The organism is Saccharothrix sp. HUAS TT1 (genome assembly GCF_040744945.1).
GTDB lineage: Bacteria > Actinomycetota > Actinomycetes > Mycobacteriales > Pseudonocardiaceae > Actinosynnema.
Map to the genome: position 1 here is coordinate 7094759 of NZ_CP160453.1, position 13024 is coordinate 7107782.

At 74.6% G+C, this 13024-nt stretch carries 7 protein-coding genes; all 7 read left to right on the top strand.

The annotated features are described in order from the left end of the window. The first annotated feature begins 112 nt into the window (after nt 1-112). The 7 genes from AB0F89_RS31290 to AB0F89_RS31320 are packed head-to-tail and all read left to right on the top strand — an operon-like array spanning nt 113 to nt 13019. Nucleotides 113-382 (top strand): phosphopantetheine-binding protein, encoded by a 270-nt coding sequence (locus AB0F89_RS31290; protein WP_367129255.1) that lies wholly within the window; start codon nt 113-115, stop codon nt 380-382. Next, nucleotides 369-3563, top strand: coding sequence for an amino acid adenylation domain-containing protein (locus AB0F89_RS31295; protein WP_367129256.1), 3195 nt, complete (start codon nt 369-371; stop codon nt 3561-3563). Before AB0F89_RS31290 ends, AB0F89_RS31295 begins: the two co-directional genes overlap by 14 nt. After that, nucleotides 3560-6601 carry a type I polyketide synthase gene (locus AB0F89_RS31300; RefSeq protein ID WP_367129257.1) on the top strand — a complete coding sequence of 1014 codons (3042 nt, stop codon included), beginning with the start codon at nt 3560-3562 and terminating at the stop codon, nt 6599-6601. The genes AB0F89_RS31295 and AB0F89_RS31300 overlap by 4 nt, the downstream gene beginning before the upstream one ends. Next, nucleotides 6594-7715, top strand: coding sequence for a MupA/Atu3671 family FMN-dependent luciferase-like monooxygenase (locus AB0F89_RS31305; protein WP_367129258.1), 1122 nt, complete (start codon nt 6594-6596; stop codon nt 7713-7715). The genes AB0F89_RS31300 and AB0F89_RS31305 overlap by 8 nt, the downstream gene beginning before the upstream one ends. Next, entirely contained in the window at nt 7712-10825 is a 3114-nt protein-coding gene (locus AB0F89_RS31310) for a condensation domain-containing protein (RefSeq protein WP_367129259.1), read from the top strand. The genes AB0F89_RS31305 and AB0F89_RS31310 overlap by 4 nt, the downstream gene beginning before the upstream one ends. Next, nucleotides 10822-12174, top strand: coding sequence for an MFS transporter (locus tag AB0F89_RS31315; RefSeq protein WP_367129260.1), 1353 nt, complete (start codon nt 10822-10824; stop codon nt 12172-12174). Before AB0F89_RS31310 ends, AB0F89_RS31315 begins: the two co-directional genes overlap by 4 nt. Beyond that, the gene (locus AB0F89_RS31320; protein ID WP_367129261.1) at nt 12171-13019 is read left to right on the top strand and encodes an SDR family oxidoreductase; all 849 of its coding nucleotides are present in this window, start codon (nt 12171-12173) and stop codon (nt 13017-13019) included. The genes AB0F89_RS31315 and AB0F89_RS31320 overlap by 4 nt, the downstream gene beginning before the upstream one ends. Nucleotides 13020-13024 lie beyond the last annotated feature (5 nt).

The window sequence follows — 13024 nt, forward strand, 5'->3', positions numbered from 1 at the left end:
GCACGTCGCTGCTCGTCGCGCACATTTCACGGCAGGCAGTTCCTGTACACCCTGGGGTGACTGCGGAAAAAAGGGCTGCCGAGAGTGGGAACCACCAACGGGGGACTTCTGCATGTCCACAGAAGAGTTGTTCGAGGACGCCGCGAACGGGCTCGCGGCACAGGAATCAACAGTGGAAATCACCGCCGCCTGGAAGGAAGTGCTCGGAGCCGACGCCGAGGTGGACACGGGGTTCATCGCCAACGGCGGGGACTCGCTCAAGGCCGTGCTGCTCGCCGACCGGATCTTCCGGCTGACCGGCCACGAGGTCGACTACCTGGAGGTTCTGGACGCCCCGGACGCCGCCACCCTCGCACGGGCCGTTCCCGATGGCCGCGTTTAGCGGCCCGGCGAACCAGGACAGCCGCCCGGAGCCTCGCGGGAAAATCCTGGACGCCGATGGGCACCCGGCGGTGCTGCCGCTCACCCTCGGCCAATGCGACCTGTACGCGGCCGACCGGAGCGCCGAGGACCCCGCCACGTACAATTCCGCGTTGTTCCTGCGCGTCGACGGCACCCTCGACCCGGACTTCCTGCAAACCCGGATGGACGAAGTGCTCGCCGCCCATCCGCTGCTGAGCGCGAGGGTGGCGGAAAACCGGGATCGACTGGTGTTCGCTCCGGCCCACCGGCCCCCGAAGCTGTTCGTCGCCGACGCCCCGGTCGACCCGGACGGGCCACTCGCGCAAGCCCGACTGCGCCGGGAAGCACTGCGCCCCTTCGACCTCGACAATGGCCCCCTGCTGCGCGTCGTCCTGGTCAGGCACAGCTCCCGGACAGCACACCTGTGCCTGGTGGTTCACCATTTGCTCGTGGACGAAACGTCCATGGCGGTGCTCGCCCAGTGGCTGCTCGGTGATGTTCCGGACATTCCCGGCGAATCCTTCACGCAGTGGTCCCGGGGAAAGCACGAACTGCCGCCCGAACGGCTCGGACGAGCCGCCGACCTCGCCCGTGACCTCGCTCCCGGGGTGTCCGCCGCGCTGGAGTGGGCCCGCACCCCCGGTGCTCGCAGGACCGGACCGGTCCCGGCCGGGCCTCCCGACACGGCGCCCCTGCTGATCCCCGACGCGGTGTGGGACGCCGCGGGCGAACTGGCGGCCGGGCTCGGCCTCACCCGCCACTCCCTGGTGCTCGCCGTCGCCGGGTTGGTGCTGAGCCGCAACAGCGCGGCCGCGCGCCCCGTGCTCGGCACCACCGTCTCCCGCCGCGCCCCTCGCCACGCGACCGCCGTCGGCTACTTCAGCGCCACCGTGCCGGTGCCGCTGGACACCGGCGGCGACCAGACCGTGACGAGCTACCTGCGCCAGGCCCACAGGTCCGCCATGTCCGCGTACCGGGACGCCGACCTGCCGCTGTCGGCGGTGCTGCCCCCCGCCGACCGCGCCGGCCTGTCCCTGGTCGTCGTCCCCTGCCGGACGCTGCCCGACGTCGTCACGCCGGAACTGGTGGCGCGTCCCCTGCCGGACCCCGGGTTCGGACCGGCCCAGTTCCCGCTCGCCCTCTACCTCCGGCAAGACCTCGGTGGCGAGCAGCGCGGCCTGCTGCGCCACCGGCCGACCGAGGTGGACGCCACCGGGGCCGCCGGCTTCTGCCGCCAACTGGAGGCCACGCTCACCACCATGGTCGAGAACCCGAACGCCCCCCTCTCCACCGTCCCCGCGACCGACCGCGTCGTCACCGCCGGACCGCCGCTCGCCGACACCGCCGGAACCGACCTCGTCTCGCTCTTCGCCGAGCAGGCCACGCGGTTGCCCGGTCACACCGCGGTCAGCTGCGGGGATCAGCGGCTGAGCTACCTCGAACTGGACGAACGCGCCACCGCGCTCGCCCGGTCCCTGGCCGGATCAGGTGTGCGCGCCGGTGACCGGGTGGGTGTCTGCCTGCAGCCCGGCGCCGACCTGGTCGTCGCCCTCCTCGCGGTGCTCAAGGCCGGCGCCGCCTACGTGCCCCTCAACCCCGACTACCCGCGCGAACGGCTGGCGTTCATCGCCGAGGACACCGGTCTCACCACGGCCGTGACCGATCGCGACCCGGCACTGCTGCCGCCGCACGTGACGCTGCTCCCCGTCGACGCCGCCCCCGCCGACGCCGGAACCCCGTTACCGGAACCGGACCCGGAGCGGGTGGCCTACGTCATCCACACCTCCGGCTCCACCGGCGCCCCCAAGGGGGTCCTGGTGCGGCACCGCAACGTCGTCGCCCTGCTCGCCGCCACGGCCGGCCCGGAGGGGTTCGGCTTCACCGAGCGGGACACGTGGTCCCTCTTCCACTCCTTCGCCTTCGACTTCTCCGTCTGGGAGGTCTGGGGGTGCCTGCTGACCGGTGGCCGCCTGGTCGTCGTGCCGCACTGGACCGCCCGCGACCCGGAGGCGTTCCACGCCCTGCTCGCCGCCGAACGCGTCACCGTGCTCAACCAGACCCCCTCCGCGTTCGCACAGCTCCTCACCGCGGACGCGACCGCGCCGGACCCGCTCTCCGTCCGCCTGCTGATCTTCGGCGGTGAACCGCTCGACGCGCGGGTGCTGCTGCCCTGGATGGACCGCTACCCGGAGCGGACCTGCCGCGTGGTCAACATGTACGGCATCACCGAGACCACCGTGCACTGCACGTGGCGGGACCTGACCCGGGCGGACGCCCTCGCCGGGACCCGGTCGGTGGGGCTCCCCCTGCCGGGGTGGCGGTTGTACGTCCTGGACGAGGAGAGGCGCCCGGTGGCGCCCGGGGTCCCGGGCGAGATCCACGTCGCGGGAAGCGGCGTCACCGCCGGGTACCTCGACCGGCCCGAACTCACCGCCGAGCGCTTCCTGCCCGGGAGCCTCACCGGGCTCCCGGAAGAAGTCCTCTACCGCTCCGGCGACCGCGGCCGGGTGCTGCCGAACGGGGAACTGGAGCACCTGGGCCGGCTCGACGACCAGGTCAAGATCCGCGGTCACCGCATCGAGCTCGGCGAGATCCGCGGCGCGCTCCTGGCCCACCCCGCCGTCACCGGAGCCGCGGCGGTCGTCCGCGACGCCCACGACGCGGCCACCGCGCGGATCGACGCCTACGTGGTCGGCTCCGGCGCCGCTCCCGACCTCGCGGAGCTGCGCCAGTGGCTGGCCGCGAGCCTGCCCGCGCACATGCTGCCCGCGACCCTCACGCCGGTGCCGTCGTTACCACTGACCGTCAACGGGAAGCTGGACGCGGCCCGACTGCCCCAACCCGCGCGCGGCCACGACGCCGACGCGCCGAAGGCGGCCACCGACGCGGGCCCGGACGCGCCTCCCGGGGAGCCGGCGGACGTCGCGAGCCTGCTGGCCCGGGTGTGGCAGCAACTCCTCGGCGTCCCGGTGCGACACGACGACAACTTCTTCGAGCTGGGCGGGAACTCGCTGCTGGCGGTGCGCCTCAACACGCTCCAGCGCTCCAACGGCTTCCGCGGTTCCCAGCTCAAGCACATATTCCGCAACCCGACCCCGCGCCGCCTCGCGGACGTCATCGGCCCGCCCTCCGACGGGCGCGCCCGCCAGGAGGAAGCGTGAGCGAGCACAGCCACGACGAGGACCCCGACACGGCCCCGGCGGAGAGGGACGCCGTCGCCGTCGTCGGCATGGCCCTGCGAGTGCCCGGCAGCGCGGACCCCGAGACCTTCTGGGCGGCGATCGCCGACGGGGTGGTCTCCCTGCCGGCCGCCACCGCGCCCGGCGACCGGCTGCGCGCGGGGCAGATCGACCGGTTCGACCGGTTCGACGCCGAGTTGTTCGGCATGCTGCCCTCCCAGGCCGCGGCCACCGATCCCCAGCACCGGGTCCTCACCGAAGTGGCCTGGCAGGCCCTGGAGGATGCCGGGGTCGACCCCGAACGCGCTCAGGGCCGCATCGGGGTGTTCGTGGGGTGCGGTAGCGAGACGTACTACCGCGACCACGTCCTCAAGGACGAGAAGATCCTGCGCGCGCTCGGCGCCGAACAGCTCGCCCTCGGGAACTCCCGGGATTTCCTCGCCACCGGCCTGGCCTACCGACTCGGCCTGACCGGCCCCGCCATCACCGTGCAGACCGCCTGCTCCACCTCTCTCGTCGCGGTCCACCAGGCGATCCGCAGCCTGCTCACCTACGAGTGCGACATCGCGATAGCCGGCGGGGCGACGGTGCACCTCGACGCGGAGCAGGGCTACGCGTTCGCCGAGGGCGGCGTCACCTCGCCCGACGGCCGGTGCCGCGCGTTCACCGAGGGCGCGGCGGGGACCGTGCCCTCCAGCGGAGCCGGCATCGTGGTGCTGCGCCGGGTCTCCGACCTGCCCGGCACCGGCGAGAGCGCCCGCGCCCACCTGGTGGGGAGCGCCGTCAACAACGACGGCGCCGCTCGCATGAGCCTCACCGCGCCGAGCCCGCAGGGCCAGGCCGACGTCCTGCGCGAGGCGCTGGCCGTCGCCGGGCTGGAACCGCGCGACGTCGGCTACGTCGAGACCCACGGCACCGGCACGACCCTCGGCGACCAGGTCGAGCTCGCGGCGCTGGCCGAGGTCTACGGGCAGCGGCCCGCCGATTCCGTCCTCACGCTGGGGGCGGTGAAGCCGAGCATCGGCCACTGCGACTCGGCGGCCGGCGTCATCGGCCTGATCAAGGCGGTCCTCGCGGTCGAGGCGGCCGTGCTGCCGCCGATCCCGTCCCAACCCGGCGACGGCCCCGACGCGGAGCTGGGCTGCGCCTCCTTCGAACTGCCCCGCGCCGCCCGGCCGTGGCCCGTCGACCAGCCCCGCACCGCGGGGGTCAGCTCGTTCGGACTCGGCGGCACCAACTGCCACGTGCTGCTGTCCGCGGCGTCCCGACCCGCCGATCCGGTCGAGCACGACCCGGCGGGGCAGGGCGCGCCCCACCTCGCCGTGCTGTCCGCGGCCACCCCCGAAGCCCTCCGGGACAAGGCCCGCGACCTGGCCGCGTGGCTCGACGGCGACGGCGCCGAACTCCCCCTGGGCGAGATCACCGGCACCCTGTGGCACCACCGCAGGGCACTGCCCGAACGGTGGGCCACCGTCCTGCCCGCCGACCCCGCCGAGGCCCGCGACCGCCTGGTGGCCGAACTGACCGCGGTGGCCGGCAACGGCGGACGCCGCGCCGTGACCGCTCCGTCGCTCGCCGCCGTGCTGCCCGGCCAGGGCGTCGACCTGGCCGGCGCGGGAGCGGGCCTCGCCGCCGGGGACGACCGGTTCGCCGCCGACCTGGCCGCACTCGCCGCCGAGGTGCGCCGGGCCGGGGGACCCGACCTGGCCGACGCCCGGACCTGGCCCGCCGACGACCCGCGCCTGGTCGACACCGCCTTCGTCCAGCCCCTGTTGTTCGTCCTCGGACTGGCCGGCCTGCGCCAGGCCGAGCGGCACGGCCTCGTTCCGGGGTTGCTGCTCGGCCACAGCGTCGGCGAGCTGACCGCGGCCGCCCACGCGGGTGTCTTCTCCACGGCCGACGCGGCAGCCGCCATCGTGCGCCGAGGACGCCTGATGGCCACCGCGGAGCCCGGGGCGATGACCGCCGTGCGCGCCGGGGAGGCCACCGCGGTGCGGCTCGCAGCCGGCTTGGAGGTGGACGTGTGCGTGCTCAACGGGCCGGACAACACCGTCTGCGGCGGCCGCGAAACGGCTCTGGCCGCCTTCGAAGCCCGCTGCGGCGAGGCCGGCATCCGCACCAAGCGCCTGCCGATCGCCCACGCCGCCCACTCGCGCTCGATGGTCGGCCCCGGCGAGGAGTTCGAGGCGTTCGTCGCCTCCCTGCCCCTGTCCGCGCCCGCGGTCCCCATCATCTCCGGGCTCACCGGGTCGTTGCTCACCGACGCCCAAGCGGTCGATCCGGCCTACTGGGGACGCCAGATGAGCAACCCGGTCCGCTTCGCGGACGCGGTCGCCACGCTGCTCGAAGCCCGCCCGGACACCGTCCTCGGCCTGCACCGGGCCCACGCGGCCACCGCGGAGATCCGCCTGGCGGCCCTGGCGGCGCGGTGCGACATCCCCGTCGTCGACGCGTCGGACCGCCGCGGCTCGGACGAGACCGCCGAGTGGCACGACGCCTTGGCGGTGCTGTGGACAGCGGGTCACCCGCTGGCCGACCCGTCACGACCCGCGCGCGCCGTGCCGCTGCCGCCCTACCCCTTCGCCGACAACCGCCACTGGGTGGAGTCTTCGACGCCCCCGGCCCCCGAGGTCCACCCGCCGGCCGTCGCGACCCCGACGGACCCGGTCCTCGTGGCCGGTGGCGCCGACCCGGTTCCGGCCGCCGGTGCGGAACCGCCCGCGGAGGCGTCGACGGCCGACGCCGTCCGCGACATCTGGCAGGAGGCGTTCGGGGTCACCGGGCTGCGGCCGGAGGACAACTTCTTCGACCTCGGTGGCACCTCCCTGCACGCTGCCCACCTGGTCAGCGTCGTCAACGACGCCCTCATGGTGGAGATCCGGCTCCAAGACCTCTACGAGAACTCCTCCCTCGCCGGGTTCACCGCCCGGACCGAAGAACTCGTCGCGGGACGCGACGACGAAGCGCTGTTGCGCCTGCTGGCGGAGATCGAGAACGAGAACGGGCAGAACCATGAGTGATCTCTCCGCGCGCCTCGACGCGCTGAACCCGGAACAGCGGCGCCGGCTGAGCGCGGGACTGCGAACCCAGCGCGCCGAGCAGGTGCGGGCCCCGGTGGCGCTGCCCGAGCACCTGCGCCGCAGCCTCTACTTCTTCGCCAGCGCCGACCACGCCGACGCCGGCTCCTACTACGCCTTCGTCCTGGAAGCCGCCGCCGAGGCCGACGCGGCGGGCCAGCACGCCGTGTGGTTCCCGGAACGGCACTTCGTCGACTTCGGCGGTTTCTCGCCCAACCCGGCGCTGCTGGCCGCCGCGGTCGCCACCCGCACCCGCACCATCCGGATCCACGCGGGCAGCGTGGCCGCCCCGCTGCACCACCCGGCCCGCATCGCCGAGGAGTGGGCGGTCGTGGACAACCTCTCCGGCGGCCGCGTCGGCCTCTCCTTCGGCAGCGGCTGGCACCCGGACGACTTCGCCCTGGCCCGCGACGACTACCGGGAACGGCGCGAGGTCACCGGTCGCACCATCGAGGACGTGCGCGCCCTGTGGCGCGGCGAGACCCTGCCGTACCCGTCCACCGCGGGCACCACGACCGAAGCCTCGACCCGCCCCCGGCCCGTCCAGGAGGAGCTGCCGGTGTGGCTCACCGCCACCGGCACACCCCAGACCTTCGTCACCGCCGCCCGGGCCGGCTACGGGGTGGCGACCGCGCTCCTCGGGCAGACGATGCCCGCCCTGCGGGAGAACATCGCCCGCTACCGGCAGGAGTGGCAGGACGCCGGGCACAGCGGCAAGGGCGACGTCGTGGTCATGACGCACGCGTACGTCAGCGACCGGCCGGACCTGGAGGACTTCCTCCGCCCGGCCATGCACGCCTACCTGCGGTCCTTCCGCAAGCAGACGGGGGGAAGCGACGAGTTCGTGCTCCTGGAGAACGCCTACCTGGACTTCCTGACCGGTCCCTCGCTGCTCGGCAGCCCGGCCAAGGCCCGTGCCGTCCTCGCCGACCTGGCCGCGGCCGGCGCCGACGAGGTCGGCTGCCTGATCGACTTCGGGCTCCCGGCCGCCGACGTCCTGGAGTCGCTGCCCACCCTGTTCGACCTCGGTGTCGCGGCCGTGGAGAGGTCCGCGTGAACACCTCCGCCGACCAGCGGCTGACGGCCCGGCTCGCCCGGCTCACCCCCGCTCAGCGCGCGGCGCTCACCGCCCGGCTCGCCGCCGGCCACGGCCCGGTGCTGCGGCCCAGGCCGGGGCCGCGGGACCGGTTCCCGCTCGGCATGGACCAGGAACGCCTGTGGATCCTCGACCAGCTCGACCCGGGAACCACCACCTACACCCTCGGCTACGGGTTGCGCGTGCTCGGGGCCTTCGACCCGGACCTCTTCAGCCGCGCCGCGGACAGCCTGGTGAGCCGCCACGACCTGCTGCGCTCCGGGGCCGAGGCCGAGGGCGGCCGCCCCTACCTGCGGGTGCACCCCGACCGGCGGGCGGACCTCAGCTACACCGACCTGACGGCCGCCGACACCACCGCCGTGCCCGCCGACGAGGCCGAGCGGCGCCGCCAGGAGTTCATCGCCGCACAGGTCCGCCGCCCGTTCGCCCTCGCCACCGACCCGGTGTTGCGCCTCGCGGTGGCCAAGGTCGCCGAGGGCGACCACCAGGTCGTGGAAACCATGCCGCACTCGTTCGTCGACCAGTGGTCGTACGTGCGCCTCAACGAAGAACTCCTGGAGCACTACCGCGCCCTGGCCGAAGGGCGTGCGCCGCGCGTCGCCGAGATGCCGGTGCAGTTCGGCGACTGGGCCCACTGGCAGCGCGAGTACTTCGCCGGTCCACAGGGCGACCGCCACCGGGACTTCTGGCGCACCTTCCTGGACGGCGTCCCCGAGCACCTGGCCCTGCCCTACGACCGCAGTCCCGACACCTCCGACCACGCGGGCGAGCACCACAGCTTCATCCTCGACGGGGCCGTCGCCGAGTCCTTCTTCCGCCGCGCGCGGGAGGTCCGCACCACCCCGGCCACGGCGATGACCGCCGCGTACGCCGCGCTGCTGTACGAGCGCACCGGGCAGCGCGACCTGGTGATCGGAATCCCCACCGCCACCCGCGGCGAGCCGGAGGCGGCGCCGCTGATCGGGTTCCTGCTGACCAGCATCCCGCTGCGGATCCGGCTGCCCGAGGACCCCACCCCGCTGGACGTGCTCGCGGCCACGGCCGCTGCCGCCGCCGCCGTGGCCGACCACCGCGAAGTGCCCTTCGGGGAGATCGTCGAGGCCACCGCCCCCGACCGGTCCGCCACCCGGTACCCGCTGCTGCAGACCATGTTGGTGCAGTTGGACCTCGACGACTCGCGGGCCCTGGAACTCCCCGGCGCGGAGGTGTACGCCAACGCCGTGCCCGAGGGCATCTCCACCATGGACCTGACCACCGCCTGGTGGCGGGTGGGGAAGGTCGTCTACGGGCGCATCGAGTACCGGACGGCGCTGTTCGAGCACGCCACCATCGCCGCCATGGCCGACCGGCTGCTCCAGCTCGTCGAGCAGTTCGCGGAACGCCCCGACGAGCCGCTGCGGCGGCCCGCCCCACCGCTGCCGGCGCCGCCGACCCCTCTGCTCGGCCACGGCGCCGAAGCCGGCACGGCGGCCGACGGGCCGGTCGACGCGGCGATCCTGGACCGGGTCACCGCCGCCTGGCGCCGCGTTCTCGGCGTCGAGCACGCCGACCCCGACGCGGTGTTCTTCACCAGCGGCGGCACCTCGATGCTCGCCGTCCGGTTCGCCCACCACCTGCGCGGTGACGACCTCGCAGTCACCCTCAAGGACGTTTTCACCCATCCGACCCCGGCCGGACTGGCCCGCGTCCTCGGCACGCGCCGCGCTGCCCCGGCGGACCGCGCGCCGGTCCCCCCGCCCGGACCTCTCGGCCCCGAGCAGGACATGCTCCTGAGCCGCGGGCTGTCCCGGGTGGAGGACTTCTCGCACAGCCACGTCCTCACCGCGGACCGCCGGCTCGACCCGGAGCGCTTGCGCCAGGCGGCGCAGGAGGTGGTTCGCGCCCACCCGACGCTGACCACCACCCTGCGCCCCGACCGCACCCTCGGCGCCCGGCTCGTGCCCGGCTCGGACTGGCACTGGTCGGTGGAGCCCGCCGGCGCCGACCCGGAGCGGGTGGTGGACGCCCAGCGGGCGGGCTTCGACCGCGTCACCGGGCCGCTGTTCGCCGTCAGCCTCCTGCCCGGAGCACCGGGTGGGGCGGACCGCGTCGTCCTCAGCGCGAGCCACCTGGTCATCGACGGCATGTCCTGGGGCATCCTCATCGCCGACCTGGCCGCCGCCTACCGGGGCCGACCGCCGGCGGCCGAACGCGCCGGGTACGCCGAGCACGCCGCCGTCGTGCGGGCACTGGACCCGGCGCCGCACGCCGGGTACTGGCGGGCCCAGCTGAGCGGGACCGGCCACTACGGCTGGCGCCTGGACGGCCCCAACACCTACGCCGACGAGCGGTCGCTGGAGGTGTCGGTAGCGCTGCCGCCCGACGGCCACGGCACGCTGCGGGCCGCCGCGCTCACCGCCGTCGCCCGCGCGCTGCGGCACTGGGCGCCGCACGACCAGCCGTCGGTGTGGCTGATCGGCCTGGGCCGCGACCCGCTGGCCGCGCTGCCCGACTGGGACCCGGACCGGGCCGTCGGGTTCTACTCGGCCGCCCACCCCTTCCTGGTGCCGCTCACCGGCGGTCCGGCCCGGGACGACCTGCGGGCCACGGCCGCCGCGCTGCGCGGTGTCCCCGACGCCGGCAAGACGTTCGGCCTGCTGGCCTGCGCCGCCGACCCCGACCTGCGCGCGGAGTTCGCCGCGCTGGAGCGGCCCCGGGTGATCGTGAACCACCTGGGCGAGCTGGCCGCCCCCCTCAGTGGTTCGGACGGCTTTTTCACCGCCTCGGAGCAGGTCGCCGCCGCCGGCAACGCCGAGGTGGAGCGCGAAGTGGACGTGGACGTGGCGGTCGGGGTGCGCGACGGCCACGCCGTGCTGCGCTGGCTGCACAACCCCCACGCCGTCGACCCGATCGCGGTCCGCGCGGCCGCCGAGGCGGCGGCCCGCGAGTTGCGCGGCTTGTTCGAGGTGGCGCGGCAGGACCGAGGTCCGGTCGGCGTCCCGGGCACGACAGGAGTCACTGAGGAAACGATGGAACGTCTCTTCGCACGGCTCAGCCGAGAACGCCGCGGACGGCAGGGGGAACAGGCATGACCGAGAGCACCCCACCGGTCCTCCGGCGCCGCGGCCCGCTCGTGTTCCTGCTGGCGGCCCAGTACCTGTCGGCCTTCGGCAACGCCATCACGATCGTGACGGTCCCCCTGTACGTCCTGCACACCACCGGTTCGGCCGTCACCACCGGTCTCGCCGGGTTCATCGGCGCCCTGCCGCTGATCTTCGCGGGCGCCGTCGGCGGCGTCCTGGTCGACCGGTTCGGCGGACGCAGGCTGAGCGTGCTGTCCGACCTCGGCGCGGGGGTCCTGGTGCTGCTCGTGCCGCTCCTGGACGCCACCACGGGGCTGCCCGTCCCGCTGCTGCTCGCCCTGCTGTTCGCCCGCACGATCGTGGCGACCCCCGCCACCGCCGCCCGGATGACGCTCCTCAAGCCCGTCATCGAAGGCGCCGGAGCCCGGCTGGAGAGCGTGAACTCCTGGTACCAGGCGGCCCCCCGGCTCGGCCTGGTGGCCGGGGCGCCGCTGGCCGGCGTGCTGATCGCGGCGAGCGGGTCGGCGGTCGGCATGTACGTCGACGCCGCGACCTTCCTCATCGCCGCCGCGCTGGTCGCCTTCGCGGTGCCGGTCGCCGGGAGCGGGAAGTCCTGGGGCGACCGGGCGGCCGGGCCCGGCTTCTTCGGCCAGCTGCGCGAAGGCGTGGCGCTCGTCCGCACGATGCCGGTGATCGGCGCGATGACCGCCTTCGTCGTCGTCACCAACTTCCTCGACGACGCCTTCACCCCGCTGTTCCTGCCGGTCTACGCCCGGGACGTCCTGCACAGCAGCGCGGCCATGGGGTGGTTCCTCGGTGCCGTCGGCGTCGGCGCCATCGTCGGCACCCTCCTGTACGGCCCCGCCAGCCGGAACATCCTGTCCAACCGCCGCTACACCCTGTTCGGCTGCTTCGCGGTCGTGGCCGTGCTGCGGCTGCTGCTCTACTTCGAGCCCGGCGCCCTCGGGGTGACGGTGATCTGCTTCCTGGTCGGGGTGGCCGGCGGACCGCTCAACCCGATGCTCTCGACGGTCATGCTCGAACGCGTCCCCGAGGAGCTGCGCGGCCGGGTCTTCGGCCTCACCGGCGCCATGGCCCTCACCTCCGCCCCGCTCGGTGTGCTGACCGCCGGGTGGCTGGTGGACCTGGCCGGGCTGCGCGTGCCGATGCTCTGCTTCGCCCTCGTCTACCTCGTCCTGATCGCCGTCAGCTGGCGGTGGCCGGGCTTGCGCGCCATGGACGAGCGGCCGGGCGCCGGAGGTGGTCCGGACGAGCCCGCCGCACCGGAGCCCGCCGCGCGGATCTCGCCCGACGCGGACCCGGAGCCCACGTCGGGCAGGGGGGCGACGGTCCGATGACCGCGGCGCACCCGACCGTCGGCGTCCTCGAAGGACGGACGGCGGTGATCACCGGCGCCGCGCGGGGCGCGGGACGCGCCTGCGCGCTGGCCTTCGCGGCCCAGGGCGCGGACCTGGTCCTGCTCGACGTGGCCGCCCCGGTGCCCGGCGTTCCCTACCCGATGGGCACCGTGAGCCAGCTCGACCACACCGCCGACGCCTGCCGCCGCCACGGCGCCGACGTCCTCACCGCGGCCGTCGACGTCCGGGACCTGGAGGCCCTGACCGAGCTGCGCGAGCGGACCCACGACCGGTTCGGCGCGCCGCACGTGCTCGTCAACAACGCGGGCGTCGTCGCCCCCTCCGGCCGGCCGGTGCACGAGACGTCGGAGGCGGACTGGCAGCTGATGGTGGACATCGACCTCGGCGGCGCCTGGCGCGCCACCAAGGTGTTCGCCCCCGCCATGGTGGAACGCCGCTCCGGGACGATCATCAACATCGCCTCCACCGCGGGTCTGGTGGGGTACCGCAACTTCGCCGGGTACGTCGCGGCCAAGCACGGGCTGGTCGGCCTCACCAAGGCCAGCGCCCTCGACTACGCCTCGTACGGCGTGCGCGTCAACGCGGTGTGCCCCGGCAACATCCGGGACGAGCCCGCCATGGAGGGGCGGATGCTCTCCGAGGTCGCCCGGGCGCTCGACGTCCCGCCGGCCGAGCACGAGGAGCTGTTCACCGCCGACCAGCCGATGCACAAGCTGGTCGAGCCGGCCGACGTGGCGGCCGCCGCGCTCTGGCTCGCCTGCGACGCCTCCCAACGCGTCACCGGCACCACCCTGACCGTTGACGCGGGCTACTCGGCCCGGTGACGCCC

Coding starts and splice junctions, on each gene's coding strand:
- AB0F89_RS31305 (WP_367129258.1), top strand. CDS start 6,594: ATGAGTGATCTCTCCGCGCGCCTCGACGCGCTGAACCCGGAACAGCGG.
- AB0F89_RS31295 (WP_367129256.1), top strand. CDS start 369: ATGGCCGCGTTTAGCGGCCCGGCGAACCAGGACAGCCGCCCGGAGCCT.
- AB0F89_RS31320 (WP_367129261.1), top strand. CDS start 12,171: ATGACCGCGGCGCACCCGACCGTCGGCGTCCTCGAAGGACGGACGGCG.
- AB0F89_RS31315 (WP_367129260.1), top strand. CDS start 10,822: ATGACCGAGAGCACCCCACCGGTCCTCCGGCGCCGCGGCCCGCTCGTG.
- AB0F89_RS31290 (WP_367129255.1), top strand. CDS start 113: ATGTCCACAGAAGAGTTGTTCGAGGACGCCGCGAACGGGCTCGCGGCA.